Below are 22,307 nucleotides of genomic sequence, written 5' to 3' on the forward strand. Positions count from 1 at the left end.
CTTGCAAGCCAAATTTTACTGAAAAAAATAGATTCATAGGTTAGGAGATTTGGCTTTCTGGTGACGGCCTTGGAATTCTCACTTCCCTAGGCTTACTTCCTTCATATGGTCCCACAATTCCTTGTGCCTCCATCATGTCGATCAGTCTGGCAGCACGAGTGTAACCAACCCGCAATCTGCGCTGCAAAAGAGAGGCAGAAGCGGTTTGTGCTTCAGCAACGACCTGTACCGCCTGGTCGTACATTTCGTCGTCTACAACTGTCTGAACATCATCCGAGATCTCTTCTGGGATCATCTCTTCATGGTACTTGGCTTCCTGCTGTTCCTTGACGATCGTTACTACTTCTTCCACCTCTTTATCGGAAACAAAAGCACCTTGAATGCGAGTTGGTTTCGAAGCTCCCATCGGCAAATACAACATGTCACCTCGTCCTAACAGCTTTTCTGCACCACCCATATCAAGAATCGTGCGTGAGTCAGCCATGGAGGATACACCAAAGGCAATACGGGAAGGAATGTTTGCTTTGATGACACCGGTAATAACATCAACAGACGGACGTTGTGTTGCAATAATGAGGTGAATACCAGCAGCACGTGCCATTTGCGCCAAACGACAAATTGCATCTTCTACCTCACCAGGAGCTACCATCATCAAATCAGCAAGCTCATCCACAATGACTACAATATAAGGCAGACTGCTCATCCGGTTGCCTGCTTCACTCTGATCACGCACCCACTGATTGTACATCTCGATGTTGCGTGAACCATTTTTGGCAAACAGGTTATAGCGTCTTTCCATTTCAGAAACCACTTTTTTCAATGCGACAGATGCCCTTCTCGGGTCGGTAACAACTGGTGCGAGAAGGTGTGGAATTCCGTTGTATACGTTTAACTCCACCATTTTGGGGTCGATCATCATCAGCTTGACTTCGTTAGGTTTTGCTTTGAACAAAATACTCGTAATGATCCCGTTGATACACACAGATTTCCCGCTACCTGTTGCCCCCGCTACTAGCAAATGCGGCATTTTGGTCAGATCGGCAACAATCGGCTCACCTGAAATATCACGGCCCAGCCCAACAGTCAGTCTTGCAGAAGCATCCTGATAGCGTGGGGATTCAAGAACTTCCCGAAGTGTCACTACAGCTACCTCTGAGTTGGGAACCTCGATACCGATGGCTGACTTCCCTGGAATCGGAGCTTCAATACGAATGTCTTTTGCAGCAAGGGCCAATGCCAAATCATCCGTGAGACTTACGATTCGGCTTACCTTTACCCCAACAGCAGGCTGGATTTCATAGCGAGTTACTGCTGGTCCCCGATGAACCTCAGAGACAGTCGCATTTACACCAAAGCTTTTCAGCGTGTTAACCAGTTTTTGTGCGTTCAGGTTGTGGTCCACATCTTTTGTAATCGCGTTGTGGTTCGGGCGAGACAGAATTGAAAGAGATGGAATGATGTAGGTATTACTCTCTTCTCCCCCATCTGACAATACCCGAAAACTTTCGTCATCAAAATCAACAGTCTTTGATTGAACTGCTGGTTTTCGTTGTTGTGTAGAATGATGTTTGGGATGAATGGCTTCATCCGTAATTACTTTTTCAGCAAAGTCACGTATCACTGGATTCACGGCAGCGTGTTCTTCTGTATCTGCGTGGCTCTTAGTATCATTGTCATCATCATATTGCTGATTGTAATGAGAGTAGTCGTTTACTGACAGTTTATTCTCCTGCTTGTCATCTATGTTTTCTATTTGATTATTTGCTTTGTTTTCTGTTTTGCGTTTTTCGTTTTCCTCAGCCAGAAGCTGTGCCGTTTCCTTGATGGATTCTTTTGACTTCACATAAGCGCCAGCTACCTTATTCTTGATGAAAAACAGAACGTCCACATATGACAAACGGAAAACAAACATCAAGCCAATCGAAAAGAAGAGCCCGATCATCAGTCCTGTCCCGATCATGCCAAACAGGCCGTGGCTGATGGCAAAAACAATAGCCCCCACCATACCGCCTGCGACTCCTGTTGTTGATACTTTTTGAGATGAATCAAGCAGCAATCTGTCCCATGTGACACGAATGATATTTTGATCAAACTTGCCGCTATTGGAAATCAGCTTGTACAAAATCAAGTGATCCCATGTAAGTATCCCTATGAAAATAAGCAAACAGCCCAGAATCTGCAAGTTGAGCCGGGGTGGCTTACGAGTGAACATCATATGTAAGGAAACACCAATCAGAAGTAACGGAATCAAAAAATCCCATGAACCTGCGATGAATCGGAAAAAGAAAGAAAGCACATTCTTCCCCAGCCATCCGCTTTCTAGCAACCCAATAATGGAAAGTACAATGATAACCAGTCCGAATAACTCCAGTTTTACAACTGAGGCTACTGCCGCTTGGGACTGTTTTTTTGATCTTCTGCTCATGGCATGCCTCCTATTTTCAATCCCACAAGGGGCCCAAAATCCCCAATAGAATGAAAAGGCAGCCGAACTCTCCGGCTGCATTCTACGTTTAACTCTAGTATACCACAGGAAAATAGCAGAAATACAGGGAAAAGCTTACGACATATCTGGACGAAATGTGATCATCTCACCAGGAGCGTAGCGAGGATTCAAATAATCTTGGGGATCTGGACTAATCAAGCGTACAATTCGCCCTTCAAATGAATTAATTGGCTCGATCAACATCGTTGCATGACCAAATGAGACCTCTTTGATCTCCTGCTTTTCTACCTTCTCACTGTTCTCAAAAATTACTTCCATCGGCACCACAGAATGAATAATCACTGCAGCATCTTCTCCCCGTTGCGTGCTTTCTCCATCATCTCATTCAATTTCTTGAGCGCTTTGCCAAGCCCGCCTACTTCATCAATCAATCCGTATTTAATTGCATCCATACCGATGACGTTTGTACCGATATCACGGGTCAGTTCACCTGTTCGCATCATTAAATCCCGGAACTGCTCTTCTGTAATGCGAGAGTTCTTGGCAATAAATTGAACTACCCGATCCTGCATCTTGTCGAGGTATTCAAATGTTTGAGGAACACCGATGACAAGACCAGTCAATCGAATTGGATGAATCGTCATCGTAGCTGTCTCTGCAATAAACGAGTAATTACCCGATACGGCGATTGGCACCCCAATGCTATGTCCGCCACCTAGAACAAGAGTAACAACTGGCTTGGAGAGGGAAGAAATCATCTCTGCAATGGCTAGACCCGCTTCCACGTCCCCGCCTACCGTGTTCAAGATGACCAAGATCCCTTCAATTTTGTGATTCTGTTCTGCTGCTACTAATTGTGGAATGATGTGTTCGTACTTGGTGGTTTTATTCTGAGGCGGCAACTGGATATGCCCTTCTACCTGGCCGATAATCGTTAAGCAATAGATGTTACTTTCCAACTGTGGAACATTGGTTTGTCCCAATTGAGTAATCGTATCCAGAATCCGTTTTTTCGAATCATCAGGAGCCCCTTCCGGATTCAGTGCAGGAATGGGTGCTTCCGGTGGCTGTTGAGGTGGAGAGGGGGGGTTTTGTCCCCGTAGCATCTCACTAATATTGGAAGTCGGTTGTTGGGAATTGGATGACATGGCGAATACCTCCTTAACTGTCCATAGTATGGATAGTCAGCAGGTAAAAAATGCATAGCATTTCACCCAAGTGCTTTTACAATCGATGAGAAAGATCGTTTTTTTATGTTATAATTTTCCATGTACAATAGATAGGCTCCTCAAGGGTGGTTGGCTCATCCCCGATTGAAAGGGGGTGATAGCATGACAGTTTACGAGGCATTGAGCTTGATGATTACATTCGGCACACTCGTCGCGTATCTGTTAACCAGTAAAAAGAAGTAGACCTCCCTTGAGCCTGCCAGCCAGGAGGTCTATTTTGCTTGAATCCTGAGCCGCCCCCTGAAGGGAACGTCTATTGTCATTTGACCGTACGGTGCTCCAACACCGGCGGTCTTTCTTTCATTACGTATTATATGTGACAACCAAAATGTTGCATCTGTTTTTATTGTATCCAAAAAATGTCGGAAGGTAAACAGCGAAGGAGACAGGACTTTTGTCACAGGATGATTTTGCGAAATATCCACATTTTTTTGAATATCACGGGTTAACAAGCGACTTTTTGTTTGGTATTGTTAAGATACATTAAAATCTAATGTGAAAAAGGCAAACCTTTCGAAAGATGGGGACGCAAAGCTATGGGTCTAAGGGAGCATTTCTATGATCGCCAAGCTGCCGCATTTGAGGACGTTCCAGGGTCGATCCCAAATGCATGGGGTTGGCCCTTTTTCACATTCATCCGACAACATTACTTCTGTGCCGGGGGAATCTATCTCATGACATCAAGATTAATTGGAGAACAGGTAAGATCAGTACTCAAGCAAATCAAAAACTTGAACGATACCAACGATCAGAACGATATAATGCAGTTAATCGGCATTCTTACCAGCTTACTTCGTATGAAACATGTAGTCATGCCAGTTGCTGAAATTATGTGCATTAGCAAACATTTAAAGCCTACATTGTATGCGGCTACACGGCGGAGAATAACATCAACCAGCAACCTGCATATTTTATTTCAACTGGATATGGACACGAATTTAGCAATCAGTAGAATCGAGGCCATCCTCCATCCGAAATAGCAGGATGTTAAAAGGAAACCTCCCATCGGTCATCCGAAATGGGAGGCTGTTTTGATTTCTATCTCTTTCATTATCTCATATACTTTTGGTCACTGATACAAATATGGCCGAGTAACCAGTCCTTGAGGAAGTTAATGATCTCAAAGTTAATACCTACTTTGCCAGACTCAAAATCATTTTGGAAATTTACAATTTTTTTGATAAAATGAGCATGCTGGACCTTATGCTGTTCCAAATCGGTATATCCAATTTTGGCCATATATCCTTCCTCGTATGCAAAATGCTCTTTTGTGTATTTCACCAGCTCTTTTAACACACCCGGTACAACCTCTTTAGACTTCCCCATTTTCATCGCATCGTGGATTTTGTTGATGAGCTCAACAAGCAACTGATGCTGACTGTCAATTTCGCTCACACCCACACTGTATTTATCTTCCCACTGAATTAATGCCATACTGCTCCCCCTATTTGTTTGTTAATATTACTAAAAACAATAAGTTCAATAAAAATAATTTTCTGTAATTTTTGTCACAATGCGACAAAATTTTACAAATTGTTTATAATTGGCCTACTTTGTTTATAATTGGTCTACTACTGTGTTTATGAATGGAGGGAATGTCATTGGTTTTTGCAAAGGTTGCTTCACTGCTTTTGTGTGCCTCCCTCTTATTTTCTCCCTATGTCGAAAATATGGTAGGACATCATCAAAGCGAAGAAAACAGCACCATCACCCCATTGGCAACAATAAGTGACGAGGATGCATATTCGTTCACTTTTTCCACCAGAGAGGATCGTATCAAGCAGGAAATTGGGTTCCAGATCATCAATGCTTTGTCTCTAAAACCTGTTGAATTTCGAGCTGTCGTAAAATTAAAAGATACCGAATTGTCGATCGGCTTGCAAAATCTTAGTAACTACACCAAAGATGAGTTCATAAGCAGATGGAAGGATGCACTGAAAGAAGCTGTTGTTGCACACAATGAAACAGAAGGTATGGAGTCTATTACCCTCGACGGTGTAACACAGGGATATTATTTCACCATGATTCGGTTTGAAGGTACTGGTAGTTCACTGAAAAACGACATGGAAAAGATTTTACGCTTTGAAAAGATGTTGAGAGAGACGGTCGCAGATTTGAAGGTTTCCGTTGGGGGTAAAAATGTTCTAAAAGATACTCTTCCCTAAGGTTCGTGAACAGTCTAAATCTAAATCAAATTAGAATAAGGAAAAGAGCCTGAACTTCCCATTTCATCATTGGGGTGCACAGGCTCTATCTAATTGCTGTATAACCGTTATTTTGACCATGGCTTGGCCATTTTGAACTTAGTCTTTTAGTTTTTGTATCACATTAGATGCGAATTTCTCGTCTGGTGTTGGGAACATTTGAAATTGGTGTTGTTTTTCTATTGTGCTTTCATCCAGGGAGGATTTTTGGTTATTATCTGAGATTTTGTTTGGAGATTGGGTTTCCTTTGCGTTTTGTGATAACAATGTGATTCACCTCCTTAACACAGTTAATGTGTTCAAGAGGTGGGAGTGTTATCCAAAGAAGAAGACAGGCAAAAATAGATCCACATAAATCATTTTTGGGAATATAAATAAAATACGTCAAAATTGTGAAATTAGTTATTTTATTTACGTTAATTTCATTATTTGTTATTTATTGAAATATTTGTTTTGTTAATTTACAACTGACATGATAATCAATAACGCTTCTAACATTTATGCCGAAGATGTAAAAAATGGATATGATTCAACTCTGTTTGAGTTCGTTAAAGCAGAGCCATCCAATAATGGTTTACAAATTTATCACCAAGAAACCTCTTCACCTGGTGTATTACGCTTCATCGTTGCAAGTAAGGATGAACAATATGGTATTAACGGTAGTGGCAAACAACTCTTAAAGTTGACCTTCAAGGCAAAAAATACTCCGGGTACCGGAAAAGTGGAAGCTAAAGAAGGTTTAGTAGCAGACAAAACCGGTGCTGAAATCGTTGCAACTGTAAGTGGAAAAGACATCACTGTTGTTGGAGGATTCGATGTGGACGTGAACAGCGATGGTAAATATAGCTTAGGAGACTTGGCGATAACTGGTTTTAACTTTGGTAAAGAACAGGCTCAATGGACGACACCAAAAGTCGATGTAAACAAAAATAGCTCTGTAGAAGATACAGACTTGTCCTTAATTGTTGATAAAATTTTGCATCCATAGATTATTTCAAGTCATTCGAAAAAATACTAGAAAACATAAAATCCCTTCTCTGTGTGGAGATTGAAGTGACTCCAAAAAGTTAGACAGGTAAATTTATTATGCAGCAAGTTGGGTATAAATCCGGTATTGTACTGAGCTCATGCCTTTTAATTTTGCCCTTTATGCCAGCACCCCTACCATCCATGATATAACACTACCTGAGAAGTAAAAGGAGAGCTAAAGCCCTCCCTATTGCTTTGATTCTATTTTGTTAATTCTTGCTTCCAACTCTCTGATCTTTTTCATTAGACTTCTTTTGGTAGCCCAATAAGTGATTAAACATATCGGTAATCCAACAAAAATTAAATCAATAATATAAGATATCCAATCAAAACTAATCGCCACAAAATCCATCTCACCAGCTACCCTCCTGAGATTATTTCACTAATAATACCAAAAATCAGTAATAGTTTTGTGTGATTATCCGACCATGTCCCGTGTTAGTGGCTGTTGTATTCCCGAAGTTCCTAAAATTTTTTTGAGCTGTTACGATAGTTCTCCGGTGCAAGCAGTAGATCCTCCCTGCTTACTTTGAGGCTCCACTTGCTCCATAAATGTAAAAGATTACGATATCAGGTTATTGATTCATAAACAAAGGAAAGCACACCCGGTTTGAGTGTGCAAGTCATCTCAATGCAACTATTGATTCTTTTGAATATAACTACAAGCCGCCATCACGACACGTGTGGTTCCGCCGCTAACATTAGCGAAACTCGTATTTTGTAACGGTATCCCCACGGCAGTTACATCGTCATCTTTCAACAACTCACCAGTTCCGGGGTAAAGAAAAACATAACTTTCTTCTTCATCATCAACTACATGGATATACGATACTTCGCCAATATCAGACTGATATTCTTCAATTTCAACTATATACCCAGTTACCTTGATAAACTTTTCAAGATACTTGTCAATATTTTTCTCTAAATGCTTATAAGTTATCTTTGAGTCGACTTTCTGATTTACCTCATTAACAAGCTCCGGTTTCCAAGCCGGAAGTAAAGAAATATTCTTTTTTAAGAATTCAATAGATTTATCTGATAACGGAGTTCCTTCATTGCCAAATTGCTCTTTATCAATTTGAGGAATCTCATTTGCGAAGAAATACGCATTCTTATATTTTGACTCTTCTTCAGCCTTCTTTGCTGCTTCCTCTTCTTCTTTCTTTTTTGCTTCTGCTTCTGCCTTTGCTTTAGCTTCCGCTTCTGCTTTCGCGTTGGCCTCTTCCTCTTTTTTCTTCACTTCCTCGTTATTGGTAGCAGTAGAATCTGTCGATGCAGTTTCTTTTGTGGAATTACCGCACCCACTAACTGCTATAGATAACGCTACGAAAAGGCTAAAAACCATACTTTTTTTCATAGAAATCCACCATCCACTTTTATAGATTATATGGAATTTCTACAATAATTAACCAAAACCTGTATAATACGACAAATTATTCTTAACATTTATTCGACATTATTCTTATTGATTCATTTTTACTGTTTGCATCGGTGTCGGTGTTCTCTGGTTGTCTGTCCGGCGAGCATATGCAGCAGCACTTTCATCCTAGGTAATTGTCAGGATCGGGTTTTGTTTTAGGTCTTACCACACTAAATGTGGTTAAATGACAAAAGCACAAAACAAAAAGGAGCCAAAACCCTAGTATTATCAAGGTTTTTTGGCTCCTATTTACTAACTACATATTACACTTCCATAATAATCGGCAAGATCATGGGGCGACGTCTTGTTTGATCATACAGGAAACGACCGAGGTTGTCTTTCACGTTGTTTTTCAGTGAAGACCATTCGTTTACGTTTTCGTCCATGCATTTTTGAAGTGTTTGGGTGACGATGCGATTTGCTTCATCCAGCAGTTCTTCTGATTCACGCACATAGACAAAGCCACGTGAAATGATATCTGGACCGGACAAAATTGTACCGTTTTGTTTGCTGAGTGTAACAACAACTACCAGTATTCCGTCTTGAGACAGTAATTTGCGGTCACGCAGAACGATGTTACCTACATCTCCTACGCCGAGTCCATCAATTAGCACATTGCCCGCATGAACTTTCGAACCTAAGCGTGCCGTGCCTCCTGAAAATTCGACCGTATCTCCATTATCCAATAAGAAGATATTCTCTGGTGCTACCCCTACTTGCTCGGCAAGGATACCGTGCATACGCAGCATCCGGAATTCTCCGTGAACCGGAATGAAGTACTTAGGTTTAATCAGGTTAAGCATCAGGCGAAGCTCTTCCTGGCTGCCATGTCCAGAGACGTGAACCTTGCCATTTGGACCGTGGCCACCATAGATTACTTCTGCGCCGACACGCAATAATTGATCGATTGTCCGAGCAACGTATTTTTCATTACCAGGAATTGGTGTTGCTGCAATAATGACGGTATCACCAGGCAAGATGTCGATTTTCCGATGGGCGGATCGGGCCATACGTGTGAGCGCAGACATTGGCTCACCTTGACTTCCTGTTGATAAAATCACGACTTGCTCAGCAGGCAGTTTATTGACTTCTTCCGGCTCGACAATGACACCTTCCGGAACGTGCAAATATCCTAGTTCCCTGCTGATATTAATCACATTAACCATACTTCGACCGACAATGGTCACTTTCCGATTATACTCTACTGCTGCATCGAACACCTGTTGAACACGGTGTACATTCGAGGCAAATGTGGAGACAATAATTCTTCCGGTTACCTTATGAAAGACATCTTTAATTGCTTCTCCTACAGAACGCTCTGAACCTGTAAACCCAGGTCGCTCGGCATTGGTACTGTCTGAAAGAAGACAAAGAACTCCTCTGGAACCGATCTCAGCCATTTTGGCAATATCAGCTGCCTGATTGTTGACAGGCGTCTGGTCAAACTTGAAATCTCCCGTATGAACAATGATTCCTTCCGGGGTATCCAGACAAACACCAACACAATCAGGGATACTGTGGTTCACCCGGAAAAAAGATGCTGTAATTTTGCCGAGAGTGATTGTAGAATCGCCAGTAATCAAATGACGCTTCGTATCGGCAAGAATTCCCGCTTCCTTCAATTTTGCTTCAATTAGGCCTAATGTGAGTTTGGTTGCGTAAATGGGAACGTTAATATGGCGTAACACATAGCTTAGGCCACCGATGTGATCTTCATGTCCATGAGTAATAATAATACCCCGTACTTTATCACGATTTTCTTCCAAGTACGTAATATCAGGAATCACCATGTCAATTCCTAACATTTCTTCTTCTGGGAACTTGAGCCCAGCATCAATTACGACGATGTCATCGTCGCACTGAACAACGTACATGTTTTTCCCAATTTCGCCAACGCCGCCCAATGCGAAAATGGAAACGACAGAATGTAACTTCGACAATATCATGTACCTCCTATATTTAGTTGTCATTACACTCGAAAACTTATCCAACACGAGCAAAATCCTATCGGACAAGATCCAAATACAAAACCGCCCCAAATCACTTATTACCATTATACCCCAAAGAAAAAGAGGAAAACAAGATCGATAAACTTTTTTCACCGGAAAACCTGCTCTTCGAAGTTGTAACTAGTTTTCCTAAGCGAAAAGCCTCCTATGTATGTCACGTAAAAAATACTCTTGTTCTACTCGAGTGTAAGCTACAAAGATCATTGCTGCTCTACCTGAAAACGGAGCACGGTCTTTAATTTGTCTGGCGAAGTTTTGCGAGCATCTGATATGTAGATTTCCCGATGAGTTTTCGAGATTCTCTTCAAGTTGTTCATCCGGCTAAACTCTTCCATTCGGGCAAAGGAATTCGGTTCGCTGTCATATGATCCATGATGCATCATTTGAACGCAGACACCTTCCTCCAGACTTCCAAATCGAACGGTTTCGAGCAACGGGTGGTATTTCGTTTTGCGTACATTTTCCATTACTACTTGAACAATTTCTTCAGTCACAAAGTCCGGCTGTCTGATCATGATTGTGTAAATTAGCTGATCCTTGTCCAGCTTGTCTAGCCCTCTTGCTTCTTCTGCCAAGTCCCAGACACCTTCCAGAGGAAAGACTGTGTAATCAAAATATCCCTCTGGCGTTACCCCTTTCTTGGGCAGCATCTTGACTGCGTAGGCAAGAGAGTACAAGACTCTGACTGCCTCAGAGAATTCCTCACTGTTTGGATTTCCTTTTCCGTCTAGCATAAAGAATTTCATTTCGGGTACAGTCACTATTTCAGGTTCATCTTTTGGCATGTAGAATTGCTTTGCTTGCTTCTTCCATTCGAACTTCACACCGATCCCCTCCCGACTTCCTATCGATCGCAGCATATTTTAAATCCTATACAGAACATACATTCTTATCTATATCAATATTATATCGATAGATAATCCGAAAGTCCAACAGCATAAAAAAAGAAGAGCATTAGAGTGCTCTTCTCAGTCGGTCATCTTTACCTTGTATAATTACCCTAGTAACGAAAGGATATCTGCCTGTTCCTGCTCATTTAGATAAACTAACGGCAATCTAACGCCGCCAACGGATACGCCTTGTTTTTCCAGCAAGACTTTGATCGGTCCAGGACTTGGGTATTTGAAGATGCCCTCAAATACAGGAAGATATTTACGGTGCAACGCTGCAGCTTGTTGAAGATTTCCATCCAGGAATGATCTGATCATAGCCTGCATTTCGTTACCGATCACATGGCTTGCTACACTTACGATCCCTACTCCACCAATGGAAAGTGCCGGAAGCGTCAGGCTGTCATCGCCAGAATACAGTTCAAAATCCCCTGGGGCACCCTCGATTATGCGGGCCATCTGTGATAAATTGCCGGAAGCTTCTTTGATACAAATGATGTTGAAAACATCTTTTGCCAGTCTGAGCGTCGTCTCTGGAGCCATATTCACTCCTGTTCTGCCTGGTACGTTGTAAAGCATGACAGGAAGTTTGGTAGCGTTTGCCACTGCCTTAAAATGTTGATACAGCCCTTCTTGAGACGGTCTGCTGTAATACGGTGCTACCACCATGACAGCGTCCACACCAGTTTCTGAAGCCGCTTCGGTGAAGCGAATACTCGATTCTGTATTATTGCTGCCGGTTCCCGCAATTACTTGTGCACGACCCTTAGCATAATTGACGACAAAGCGAAACAGTTGGAGCTTTTCTTCGTTTGACAGGGTTGGTGACTCCCCTGTTGTACCACTTACAACAATCGTCTCTGTACCTGTTGAAATCAGGTGGTCAACAAGACGCTCTACTTTTGTATAATCAATTTTAAGTTGCTCATCAAAAGGTGTAACCATGGCGGTAGCCAATCGTCCGAACCTTGCCACTTGCCAATCAATCCTTTCTTGTTAACGGTCGTTAGTATGTTAGTATGATGTTTTGTGCAGTTGGAATTGTTGATGTAAGGCACGTACAGCCTTTATCATATCCGTTTCACGAACCAATACCCAGATGGTTGTATGGGAGTCAGCCGATTGCAGGATTTGAATGTCTTCTTTGGTTAAAGCCTCTACGATTTGAGCCATTACCCCTGGGACTCCGGCGATACCCGCTCCAATGACTGACACTTTGGCGCAATTCGGAAGCAATTGTGGTTCATAATCCATTTCAGCAAGAATTCTGGCTGCTTTCTCTGCCATGCGGTCATGTACTGTATAGGCTACCCCACGTGGATTCACATTAATGAAGTCAACGCTGATTCCGTTTGTTGCCATTGCTTTAAATACTTGCAATTGGGTGTCATATTGTCCATCTCTCGCCATTACCTTGATTTGAGTAATGTTCGGTACATTCGCAATTCCCATAACAAGGCGGTCGCTAACCATCGAATCATACAGACTGTCGATGTCATGCAGGGAAGTAACCAGTGTACCAGGATCATCAGAAAACGTTGATCGCACACGGATCGGAATGTTCTTCTGCATGGCTATTTCAACAGCCCTTGGGTGAATAACCTTGGCACCGAGATGCGCCATGTTGCAGATTTCCGTATAGGTAACAGTGGACAGTCGTTGTGCTTCTTCCACAATTCGTGGGTCAGCCGTCATGATGCCCTCAACATCGGTGAAGATGTCAACCATTTCTGCTTGCAGCGCAACACCTAATGCCGTTGCAGTGGTATCACTGCCTCCACGTCCCAATGTTGTGATTTCCCATTCGGATGTTCTTCCTTGAAAACCAGGAATGATGACGATATTTTCTTTTTCCAGCTCTTCCTTGATACGATCTGTCTCGATCTGCAAGATCTGCGCATTCGAGAAATCGTCTGACGTGATGATATTTGCTTGCCCACCGGTTAATATAGTGGCTCGTAAACCTCTTGATTGCAGCATGCTGCACATCACAGAAGCTGAAATAATTTCACCTGTGTGTAGTAACAAGTCCGTCTCGCGTGGTGACAAATAATCATTCCCCCCTCGAACCAAATCGAGGAGGGTATCTGTCGCATATGGATCTCCTTTTCGTCCCATGGCTGATACAACGACGACTAGTGAGTAGCCCTCGGCAAGTGCCTTTTCCATGTGATGAATTGCCTGCAAGCGGCAATCTTCTGTCGTGAGGGAGGATCCGCCAAACTTCTGGACGAGAATTCTCATTGAATCCCTCTCCTATGCAATTATCCTTTAATTAGCTCTTCAGCAATTTGTACTGTATTCCATGCTGCTCCTTTTAGGAGGTTATCGGAAACAATCCACATATGCAATCCTCGTGGATGTGTGAGATCTCGGCGTACACGTCCGACAAACACATCGAGTTTGCCGTATGCGTCAGTAGCCAATGGGTAACGCTGTTCGTCCGGTGAATCTGCCAATACCACGCCAGGAGCAGAAGAAAGCAGTGATTTTACTTCTTCAAGCTCATATTCTGATTTCAATTCAACATAGACAGACTCACTGTGACCCGTAATTACCGGAATACGGACACACGTAGCTGCTACATCGATACTGTCATCGCCCATGATTTTTTTGGTTTCATTCACCATTTTCATCTCTTCATAGGTAAAGCCGTTCTCAGTGAATACATCAATCTGAGGAATGGCGTTAAAAGCAATCTGATGATGTACTGGCAATTTGCCTACAGGCAGGATTTTTGCCTCTGCCTCTTTGCCATTCAAAATATCCTGTGTCTGAGTCAAGAGTTCTTGGATCGCAGATGCTCCCGCTCCAGAAACAGCCTGATACGTGGAAACAATAATACGATCTATTCCAAAACGGTCATATAGAGGTTTGAGTGCGGCCACCATTTGGATTGTAGAGCAGTTCGGATTTGCAATAATCCCCTGATGTTTGCGTGCAGCATCCATATTGACTTCGGGAACGACCAACGGCACGTTCTCATCCATTCGAAACGCACTGGTGTTATCGATGACGACTGCACCATGACGTACAGCGTGATGAGCCAATTCCTTACTAATCGCTCCACCAGCGCTAAACAAAGCGTAGTGTACGCCTGCGAAGCTCTCAGGAGTCGCTTCTTGGATTGTCACATCCTGCCCCTTGAAACGAATGGTCTTGCCTGCTGATCTGCCTGAAGCGAGTGGTTTTAGTTCTGCAATTGGAAAATCGCGCTCTTCCAACAATGCAATAATTTGTTGCCCTACTGCACCTGTTGCACCTACTACCGCAACATTAAATTTGACCTGGTTCTCCATTTTCTCTCCTCCTATGACCTTTGCACAGTAATTAGTAGTTGAATCTTTCTATGAGTAAAGGCTGCAATTGACGGTGGTCTAATGCAGCTTCACACGTCTCTTTTAAGAGATCCATGCGAGCAACCAACGAGTTTGGTTTTTTTTCTGGCGCATCTTGACCGAATGGTACAAAGTAAATGTTCTTGGTTGCCAACAGTTTGGCGATGTTAGCAGCGTTGAGTCCCAAGCCGTCGTTCGTAGAAATAGCCAGCACGACCGGCCTCAAATTACGAAGCGTCGCTTTCGTAGCCATTAATACGGGGCTGTCTGTAATCGCATTTGCCAGACGACTTGTAGTATTACCTGTGCAAGGGGCAATTACCATCACATCCAACAACTTGGAAGGACCTAATGGTTCCGCTTCAGGTATGGTTGTAATCAGCTTTTCACCGGTAATGTCGATTAGCTGCTGCTGCCAGCTTTGTGATGTCCCAAATCTTGTATCAGTCGTCAAGATCGTATGCGTAACAATCGGAATGACCCTTGCTCCCGCTTCAACCAGACGCTTGATTTGAGGCATGGTTTCCTCAAATGTGCAATGTGACCCGGTTAATCCCAAACCAATGGTTTTTCCTTGTAAGCCGCTCATTTTTTCTCCTCCTGGTTTCTGGATTGTTCAGCGATGAGGCGAGACAGAATGTTGGCAATGATCTGTCCTGCCGTTTTCGGCGCAACGATTCCAGGTAGCCCAGGTGCCAGGAGGGCCTTGATACCTCTTCTTTCAGCAAAACGAAAATCGACTCCTCCCGGTTTGGAGGCCAAATCAATGACCAGCGAAGCGAGTGGCATTTGTGCCAATACCTCCGCTGTGACGATGAGCTGTGGTACCGTGTTAAAAAGTATGTCTACATTGCTTACCTGTGACTTCAAGTCACTGACGTAAAAAGGAGTTAATCCCATTTCATAGATACGTGCTATGTGCTCGGGACGTTTGGCGCCAACTCGAACGTGGGCACCGAGAGCATGTAGTGATCTTGCTAAAGACATGCCTACCCGGCCAAGTCCTAGAACGATTACCTGCGATCCGTGAATCGTGAAATCGGTGTTCTGAATCGCCATCATTAATGCTCCCTCTACAGTAGGGATGGAATTATAGATGGCTACATCATCTCGTTCGAGTAACTCTACCAAAGAAATTTGCTGCTTATGAAGAAGTGTCTTCAGATACGGCTTGGAGATTCCCGTATACACGACACAATGCTTTGGCAAACTGACTACGTGTTCTTCTTTAAGCTGCAAAGGCTTTGAGCAGAATATACTCTCAACGAAGCCTTTTTCATCTGATCCTACAATCGGCAGGATGAGGGCGTCTACATCTTTCAACACATCGCATGTTAATGGTTTTTTCGTTGCCCCGGTGAAGCTGCTCTCCAAGTTGTCAAAGCCAATGAGAGTGACAATCGCATCGAGCTGGATGCACTTTTTAATGACCTCCAACTGTCGCGCATCTCCTCCTATAAAGGCAACATGTACGCCCGTTAGCATGCTGCGTTCCCCTTTCCAAACATTTTACTGCAAGAAAACCTCGAAACGCAAAGGTTTTCCTCCATGAGCAATTGAAAATCGTTGCGGTCTACCTCATCCTATTCGATTGCCCGTTGTTCGGTTACAGAGGGACGACTCCGAAACTATTTCTCCAAAAGCGTTTGGTTACTCGAAGAAGGCCCAACTATAATCATATCAGGCCCAATTTTTAAAATGGATTTCCACGGAATGATCACATCTTCTTTTCGCTTTCCCAACCCCAAAAAAGAGCCTCCTGATAAAATGATGGCTTTTATTTCACCTGTTACCGGATTAATCTCCAAATCAGACTGTCCAACAACTCCCATCCGCTCACCATTGTCAAACCCGATGATTTCTTTTCCGCTAAGATCACTAAGCCTCATTGCTAATACCTCCCCAGGCAATATATACACTCTCTTCTATGCCAAAAAAGGCCAAGTAATGAATAAAAAAATCCGGCCAATGACCGGATTTTGCGTCGAAAATCAATTATTTAGATTGGATAGTTCCTGTCGAGCCAAATCCTGCGGAGCCACGTTCGGATTCATCGAGGTCATCAACCACCTCGAGATTGGCTTGAAAAACAGGTACGAACAGAAGCTGTGCAATGCGATCTCCTTTTTTCACTACAAAAGGAGCAGTCGAGTCAAGGTTTTGCAGGATAACCTGGATTTCACCTGTATAATCACTGTCGATTACGCCGACAGCATTGGTCATCGAAACACCGTATTTCCAGGCGTTGCCGCTTCTCGGAAAGACAAGACCAACTACCTGTGAATGAGGCATCTGAACGGCAATTCCAGTTGGAATCTTCACTCGTTCCCCTGGATGTATGGTAATTTCTTCTTCGATGCAAGCAGATAAATCCAATCCGGCAGAGCCTGGCGTTGCATAGTATGGAAGCTGAATATCAGTCCCGATCATGGGGGACATCTTTTTCACTTTTACAGAAAAGGACATAACGAGATTTGCCTCCTAGCCAAGCAGAACGTCATTGCGAACGTTTGATGGGAATTGTTCTAATGGACTCACCATAGCGAGAGCGAGCTTGGAGTGGAACAACTGTTTGGCAACTGCCAAAATCGACTCATTGTTCACCTGATCGATACGTGAAATAATCTCGTCCAGTGTAAGATGGCGACCTAGAAGCAGTTCATTTTTGCCCAAACGATTCATCCGGCTGTTGGTGCTTTCCAAACTGAGCATGAGACTGCCTTTCAATTGCTCCTTGCCTTTTCTCAACTCTTTTTCTGTAATCCCTTTTTGCGAGATATCCGTAAGAATGTTGGTCACAATATCAAATACCTGACCTACATGCTCGGGTGCTGTGCCTGAATAGATCGAGAACGTACCGCACTCTTTGTAGGCAGAGTGGTAGGAATACACAGAGTAAGCAAGGCCACGTTCCTCACGAATCTCTTGGAACAAGCGAGAGCTCATACTGCCACCGATGATATTATTTAGAAGAATCAATGAATAAATATCTTCGTGTCCGACTTGGAACCCCGGTAAAGAGATGCACATATGTGCCTGTTCTGTTGACTTGTGATGAGCAATGGTATGTGCCATGAAATTCGGTGCAGGTACAGTCAAATCAGCAGCAGGACGTGTAAACGATGAGAAGCGCTGCTTGATTGCTTCGATCAATTGCTCGTCGAAGTTCCCTGCCACAGTAATGACAGTGTTCGCTGGTGTGTATTTGTTTTCGATATAGGTAAGCAAGTCTTGTCGTTTTAAACTGCGAAGAACATCTTCTGAACCGAGAATCGAATAGCCGAGAGAATGGTCAGGATAGCTAGCCCGTGCAATCAAATCATGGACAAGATCATCTGGCGTATCTTCATACATGCCAATCTCTTCGATTACGACATTTTTTTCCTTCTCCAGCTCTTCAGCATCAAAAGTGGAGTGAAAGAACATGTCTGATAGTACATCAAGAGCAATAACCGCATGCTGGTCAAGCACCCTTGCATAGTAACAAGTGTACTCTTTGGAAGTGAAAGCATTCACATTTCCGCCAATTTCATCGAAAGCTTCTGCAATTTCTTTCGCCGAGCGGGTAGTCGTACCTTTAAAGAACATATGTTCAAGGAAATGAGAAATCCCATTGTTGAATTCATTTTCAAATTTCGATCCGGTACCCACCCAAATCCCTAAGGCAACCGAACGTACGGACGGAATTTTTTCCGTCACGATTCTAAGACCATTTTCACAGGTGTATCGTTGAATCACGTAGATCCTCCTCTAGTGGAAAAGCCTGCATTTCTCTTATCAATATGTATACTCAACAAATAAATGATAGTTACTGAACCACGTCTAACTATAACAAAATTCACCAGTCCATACAACAAAACTTTCTTCTGTTATGGGCTTAGGCGTCTGCTGGAAATCACTTCTGATACCGTTGTAACCGTCAGTCCCCGCTTCTTTGCAAGCGTCAGTAACTGGTCAAGCCCTGCTGCAGAAGGAGCAGTCGGGTGCATCAAAACCAGGACCCCATTGCCTAAACGCTTCTCAATCCTTGCTACCATCTGATCAACCGGTGGCTTTTGCCAGTCGATGGTATCGGCTGTCCAGAGGATCGTCCGCATCTGGAATTCACGTAAGGCAATCGTAACAACGGAATTATTGAAAGAACCCGATGGAGGTGCGAACAGAGTCGGTCTTACCCCCAATGTTTGTTCAATTACCTTCTGGGTTTTACCAATCTCTTCACGAATGCGGGTTGCACCAAGCCTGCTCATATCAGGATGCGAATACGCATGATTGGCGATTTCATGACCTTCGTCTTTTATTTTGCGGGCAAGGTCAGGATACTTCTTGACCCATGAGCCATCGAGGAAAAAGGTCGTTTTCACCTGATGTTTCTTTAACGTGGCAAGTATTTTCTCCAGGTATTCATTTCCCCACGCTACATTCACCATGAAGCTGACTGCCGGCTTTTTAGGGTTTCCCCGGTAAGTGGGGTGTGCTCCTAATTCTTCCAGGCTTTTGTCAGGTTGGATTTCCCTGTAGACAAGTCCTTCTTCTGCCTTGATACCTTTCAATCTCATGTTCTCCAGAGAAGCATCTATTTCAACGATCCTTCCGTTATAACCGGGGACCGCTTTCCAGATACGATCGAGATAGGCACTGATGGGAGCCTCGTCATTTTTTTGTTTCCATTCTTCTATCTGTGTTCGAAGGGAGTCGTCATCCATCGACGATACTTTGGCTGATTCTGCCTTCATGACGCTGATGTATTGATGCACCGGAGTTGAGTTGGTCAAAAAAAACACAAAAAAACTCCCCATTATGAAAAATAAGAACAGATTTTTTTTCCGACTCATCTACATTCACCTCTATCTTACTTTCCGCATCCACCAAGAAAGATATACCTCTTTGTCCAATCTATGTTGGAAGAGAAAGTGATAGAAGAAAAAAAGCTTGCCCGCACAAAGTAATCCTTCGTGTAGAAAAGCTTTTTGGCTTAAATGATTTGGATTTGATTTTGATTTTACTCTGCTTTTGCCGCTTCTGCAGTCGCTTGTTGTTCTTTGAGAACAGCTTTACGAGACAGGTTTACACGGCCTTGATCATCGATCTCCGTAACTTTGACCATGATCTTGTCACCAACAGCTACAACGTCTTCTGTTTTGGCAACACGTTCTTCCGCTAACTGAGAAATGTGGCACAGACCTTCTTTTCCAGCGAACAACTCAATGAACGCACCGTATTTCTCCACACGCTTTACAGTACCGAGGTACATTTGTCCGACTTGTACTTCACGCACAAGATCCTCGATGATCTGTTTCGCACGATCGTTTGCTTCCTGACTGACAGATGCGATGAATACACGACCGTCTTGCTCGATATCGATCTTTACGCCAGTCTCTTCAATAATCTTGTTAATGACACGGCCACCTGGTCCGATAACATCACGGATTTTATCCGGATTAATCGTGAGGCTCGTAATTTTCGGTGCATAAGGAGAAAGCTCTTTGCGTGGCTCAGAGATGGTCTCCAGCATTTTACCAAGAATATGGAGGCGGCCTTCTTTCGCTTGTGTCAGTGCTTGCTCTAAAATCGCACGGTTAATACCCTCGATTTTGATATCCATTTGAAGCGCAGTTACGCCGGTTGCAGTACCTGCCACTTTAAAGTCCATATCACCCAGGTGATCTTCCATGCCCTGGATGTCAGAAAGGATGGAGAATTGCTCCCCTTGCTCGTCCATGATCAGACCCATCGCAATACCTGCAACTGGTGACTTGATCGGAACGCCGGCTTGCATCAAGGCAAGTACACTTGCACAAATGGACGCTTGTGAAGTAGAACCGTTGGACTCGATTACCTCGGACACCAAGCGGATGGTATACGGGAATTCTGTTTCAGACGGAATGATTGGCTCAATCGCACGCTCACCTAATGCACCGTGACCGATTTCACGACGACCTGGCGGACGAAGTGGGCGCGCTTCCCCTACACTGTATGGAGGGAAGTTGTAATGGTGCATGAAGCGTTTGGATTCTTCAAGACCGAGGCCATCGAGAATCTGTACGTCTCCGAGTGGTCCAAGGGTACACACGCTTAACGCTTGCGTTTGTCCACGAGTGAACAGACCAGAACCGTGGGTACGAGACAAAATTCCTACTTCACACGTGATCGGACGAATTTCGCCTAGTGCTCGTCCATCCGGGCGCACTTTTTCATGAGTGATCAGGCGGCGAACTTCCTCTTTCACGATGTTGTATAAAACTTCTCCGATTCCTCCTGCGTTGTCAGGATAAATTTCAGCGAAGTGTTCCTGTGTTTCCTTTTTGATTGCATCAATCGCATCTGCACGAGCATGTTTTTCTTCGATACGAACTGCTTCACGCAATTTAGTGTCAGCATACGCACGAACGGCAGCATCTACTTCAGCATTTACTTCGTGCAGGATAACTTCCATTTTTGGTTTGCCGATTTCCGCAACGACCTTGTTTTGGAAGTCAACGATTTGTTGGATGATACTATGACCGTACATGATTGCTTCGAGCATTACCTCTTCAGGCACCTCGTTCGCACCCGCTTCAACCATGTTGATCGCATCACGGGTACCTGCAACTGTCAGGTGAATATCACTTTTCTCTGCTTCTTGCGTGGTTGGGTTAATGATAAATTTCCCGTCAATCCGTCCAACAATGACACCTGCAATCGGACCATTGAAAGGAATTTCGGAAGTACACAACGCAGCAGAAGTTCCGATCATTGCTGCAATCTCAGGCGGGCAATCCTGATCAACAGAAAGAACCGTGTTTACGACTTGTACATCATTACGGAATCCTTCGGCAAAAAGTGGGCGGATCGGGCGGTCAATCAAACGACTAGCCAAAATCGCTTTTTCGCTTGGACGTCCTTCACGCTTAATAAAGCCTCCTGGAATTTTTCCTACTGCATATAGACGTTCTTCGTAGTTTACCGTAAGTGGAAAGAAATCAAGTGGTTTCGGTTCCTTTGAAACGGTCACTGCCGAAAGAACCGCCGTATCACCATAACGAACCAAGACCGATCCTTGTGCCTGTTTCGCCATTTTACCGAATTCAAGCGTCAATTTTCGGCCTGCTAGATCGAATTCATATGTACGAAATTGTTGATCCATAGTACTAGCAGTCCTCCTTCATCACAAATGTATCTTCATGTTTTTTTCTACTTCTATGTATTATTTCCTGCTTTACCCCAAAGAAAACTGGATTCTGGTACCTACAGTAAAGCGTTGGAAAAATATGTAAAAGAAAAGCTTCTATCGAAACAAATCGATGAAGCTTTGATGTAGACAGTAGAAAAAGCGGGAATACTCCCCGCTTTTCCCCAATGATAGACAATTAACGGCGCAGGCCGAGTTTATCAACCAGTACGCGGTAACGTTGAACGTCCAAATCTTTCAAATAAGATTGCAAGTTACGACGTTGACCTACCATTTTCAACAAACCACGACGGCTGTGGTGGTCTTTCTTGTGTGTACGCAAGTGTGCGTTCAAGTTGTTGATGTTCTCAGTCAAAATCGCGATCTGTACTTCAGGAGAACCAGTATCGTTATCATGAGTACGGAAATCTTGGATCAATTGAGTTTTACGCTCTTGAGAAATTGCCATCTGTTCTCACCTCCTACAATATTCCCATCAGCCGAGTCTGCCGTCGGTGAGTGTCGGTCAGCCAAGCTGTGGTTAAAAGACAACATTGGCATTATAGCACAGTCAAATCCACGAAGTAAAGGC

Annotated in this window: 24 protein-coding genes and 1 riboswitch; of the genes, 4 read left to right on the forward strand and 20 right to left on the reverse strand. The window is 43.5% G+C overall.

Annotated features, from left to right (window positions below; all coding sequences use genetic code 11):
* Positions 1–40: 40 nt before the first annotated feature.
* From ACPW7N_RS01110 to ACPW7N_RS01120, 3 genes are all read right to left on the reverse strand, one after another.
* Positions 41–2,425, reverse strand: a complete 2,385-nt coding sequence (locus tag ACPW7N_RS01110; RefSeq protein WP_425649141.1) for an FtsK/SpoIIIE family DNA translocase — start codon at positions 2,423–2,425, stop codon at positions 41–43.
* Positions 2,426–2,560: 135 nt separating this feature from the next.
* Complete coding sequence (locus tag ACPW7N_RS01115) at positions 2,561–2,788, reverse strand: YlzJ-like family protein (protein WP_425649142.1); 228 nt, start codon at positions 2,786–2,788, stop codon at positions 2,561–2,563.
* Complete coding sequence (locus ACPW7N_RS01120; RefSeq protein ID WP_425649271.1) at positions 2,785–3,552, reverse strand: ClpP family protease; 768 nt, start codon at positions 3,550–3,552, stop codon at positions 2,785–2,787. Before ACPW7N_RS01120 ends, ACPW7N_RS01115 begins: the two co-directional genes overlap by 4 nt.
* A 225-nt stretch (positions 3,553–3,777) precedes the next feature.
* Here ACPW7N_RS01120 and ACPW7N_RS01125 point away from each other — a divergent pair, with 225 nt between their 5' ends.
* Together ACPW7N_RS01125 and ACPW7N_RS01130 are read left to right on the forward strand one after the other, a co-directional pair.
* The gene (locus ACPW7N_RS01125; RefSeq protein WP_425649272.1) at positions 3,778–3,858 is read left to right on the forward strand and encodes a putative holin-like toxin; all 81 of its coding nucleotides are present in this window, start codon (positions 3,778–3,780) and stop codon (positions 3,856–3,858) included.
* 310 nt (positions 3,859–4,168) lie between these two features.
* Positions 4,169–4,253, forward strand: a riboswitch (cyclic di-GMP riboswitch).
* A 96-nt stretch (positions 4,254–4,349) separates the two neighbouring features.
* Entirely contained in the window at positions 4,350–4,655 is a 306-nt protein-coding gene (locus ACPW7N_RS01130) for a hypothetical protein (RefSeq protein WP_425649143.1), read from the forward strand.
* A gap of 70 nt (positions 4,656–4,725) precedes the next feature.
* On the opposite strand, the gene ACPW7N_RS01135 is transcribed toward ACPW7N_RS01130, so the two are convergent.
* A complete protein-coding gene (locus ACPW7N_RS01135; RefSeq protein WP_425649144.1) occupies positions 4,726–5,109 on the reverse strand; it encodes a bacteriohemerythrin in 384 nt (127 codons plus the stop codon).
* A 167-nt stretch (positions 5,110–5,276) separates the two neighbouring features.
* On the opposite strand from ACPW7N_RS01135, the gene ACPW7N_RS01140 reads away from it, so the two are divergent.
* Positions 5,277–5,840 (forward strand): hypothetical protein, encoded by a 564-nt coding sequence (locus tag ACPW7N_RS01140; RefSeq protein WP_425649145.1) that lies wholly within the window; start codon positions 5,277–5,279, stop codon positions 5,838–5,840.
* 138 nt (positions 5,841–5,978) lie between these two features.
* On the opposite strand, the gene ACPW7N_RS01145 is transcribed toward ACPW7N_RS01140, so the two are convergent.
* Complete coding sequence (locus ACPW7N_RS01145) at positions 5,979–6,146, reverse strand: hypothetical protein (protein ID WP_425649146.1); 168 nt, start codon at positions 6,144–6,146, stop codon at positions 5,979–5,981.
* Positions 6,147–6,351: 205 nt separating this feature from the next.
* On the opposite strand from ACPW7N_RS01145, the gene ACPW7N_RS01150 reads away from it, so the two are divergent.
* Entirely contained in the window at positions 6,352–6,867 is a 516-nt protein-coding gene (locus ACPW7N_RS01150) for a cohesin domain-containing protein (RefSeq protein ID WP_425649147.1), read from the forward strand.
* Between the two features lie 228 nt (positions 6,868–7,095).
* Here the strand turns inward: ACPW7N_RS01150 and ACPW7N_RS01155 are convergent, their stop codons facing one another.
* The 15 genes from ACPW7N_RS01155 to rpsO all read right to left on the reverse strand — a co-directional run bounded on the left by ACPW7N_RS01155 (position 7,096) and on the right by rpsO (position 22,184).
* Positions 7,096–7,260 (reverse strand): hypothetical protein, encoded by a 165-nt coding sequence (locus tag ACPW7N_RS01155; RefSeq protein WP_425649148.1) that lies wholly within the window; start codon positions 7,258–7,260, stop codon positions 7,096–7,098.
* A 285-nt stretch (positions 7,261–7,545) separates the two neighbouring features.
* Complete coding sequence (locus ACPW7N_RS01160; RefSeq protein ID WP_425649149.1) at positions 7,546–8,265, reverse strand: hypothetical protein; 720 nt, start codon at positions 8,263–8,265, stop codon at positions 7,546–7,548.
* A gap of 326 nt (positions 8,266–8,591) precedes the next feature.
* Entirely contained in the window at positions 8,592–10,268 is a 1,677-nt protein-coding gene (locus ACPW7N_RS01165; RefSeq protein WP_425649150.1) for a ribonuclease J, read from the reverse strand.
* A gap of 269 nt (positions 10,269–10,537) precedes the next feature.
* Positions 10,538–11,161: a GyrI-like domain-containing protein gene (locus tag ACPW7N_RS01170; RefSeq protein WP_425649151.1), complete on the reverse strand. Its 624-nt coding sequence runs from the start codon at positions 11,159–11,161 to the stop codon at positions 10,538–10,540.
* A 171-nt stretch (positions 11,162–11,332) separates the two neighbouring features.
* Positions 11,333–12,202 carry a 4-hydroxy-tetrahydrodipicolinate synthase gene (gene dapA, locus ACPW7N_RS01175; RefSeq protein WP_425649152.1) on the reverse strand — a complete coding sequence of 290 codons (870 nt, stop codon included), beginning with the start codon at positions 12,200–12,202 and terminating at the stop codon, positions 11,333–11,335.
* 39 nt (positions 12,203–12,241) lie between these two features.
* Positions 12,242–13,471, reverse strand: coding sequence for an aspartate kinase (dapG, locus tag ACPW7N_RS01180; RefSeq protein ID WP_425649153.1), 1,230 nt, complete (start codon positions 13,469–13,471; stop codon positions 12,242–12,244).
* Between the two features lie 20 nt (positions 13,472–13,491).
* Positions 13,492–14,526, reverse strand: coding sequence for an aspartate-semialdehyde dehydrogenase (locus ACPW7N_RS01185; protein ID WP_425649154.1), 1,035 nt, complete (start codon positions 14,524–14,526; stop codon positions 13,492–13,494).
* Positions 14,527–14,557: 31 nt separating this feature from the next.
* Positions 14,558–15,154, reverse strand: a complete 597-nt coding sequence (locus ACPW7N_RS01190) for a dipicolinate synthase subunit B (protein WP_425649155.1) — start codon at positions 15,152–15,154, stop codon at positions 14,558–14,560.
* Complete coding sequence (dpsA, locus tag ACPW7N_RS01195; protein WP_425649156.1) at positions 15,151–16,050, reverse strand: dipicolinate synthase subunit DpsA; 900 nt, start codon at positions 16,048–16,050, stop codon at positions 15,151–15,153. Before dpsA ends, ACPW7N_RS01190 begins: the two co-directional genes overlap by 4 nt.
* Positions 16,051–16,193: 143 nt before the next feature.
* Entirely contained in the window at positions 16,194–16,454 is a 261-nt protein-coding gene (locus tag ACPW7N_RS01200) for a YlmC/YmxH family sporulation protein (RefSeq protein WP_425649157.1), read from the reverse strand.
* 106 nt (positions 16,455–16,560) lie between these two features.
* The gene (gene dut / locus ACPW7N_RS01205; protein WP_425649158.1) at positions 16,561–17,031 is read right to left on the reverse strand and encodes a dUTP diphosphatase; all 471 of its coding nucleotides are present in this window, start codon (positions 17,029–17,031) and stop codon (positions 16,561–16,563) included.
* Positions 17,032–17,046: 15 nt separating this feature from the next.
* A complete protein-coding gene (locus ACPW7N_RS01210; protein ID WP_425649159.1) occupies positions 17,047–18,303 on the reverse strand; it encodes a M16 family metallopeptidase in 1,257 nt (418 codons plus the stop codon).
* Between the two features lie 131 nt (positions 18,304–18,434).
* The gene (locus ACPW7N_RS01215; RefSeq protein WP_425649160.1) at positions 18,435–19,400 is read right to left on the reverse strand and encodes a polysaccharide deacetylase family protein; all 966 of its coding nucleotides are present in this window, start codon (positions 19,398–19,400) and stop codon (positions 18,435–18,437) included.
* A 167-nt stretch (positions 19,401–19,567) separates the two neighbouring features.
* Complete coding sequence (locus ACPW7N_RS01220; protein ID WP_425649161.1) at positions 19,568–21,691, reverse strand: polyribonucleotide nucleotidyltransferase; 2,124 nt, start codon at positions 21,689–21,691, stop codon at positions 19,568–19,570.
* A gap of 223 nt (positions 21,692–21,914) precedes the next feature.
* Positions 21,915–22,184 (reverse strand): 30S ribosomal protein S15, encoded by a 270-nt coding sequence (gene rpsO / locus ACPW7N_RS01225; RefSeq protein ID WP_425649162.1) that lies wholly within the window; start codon positions 22,182–22,184, stop codon positions 21,915–21,917.
* Positions 22,185–22,307 lie beyond the last annotated feature (123 nt).

Origin of the sequence: Brevibacillus nigriterrae, from assembly GCF_049846925.1 — a bacterium.
In the GTDB taxonomy this organism is placed as follows: Bacteria; Bacillota; Bacilli; order Brevibacillales; family Brevibacillaceae; genus Brevibacillus_H.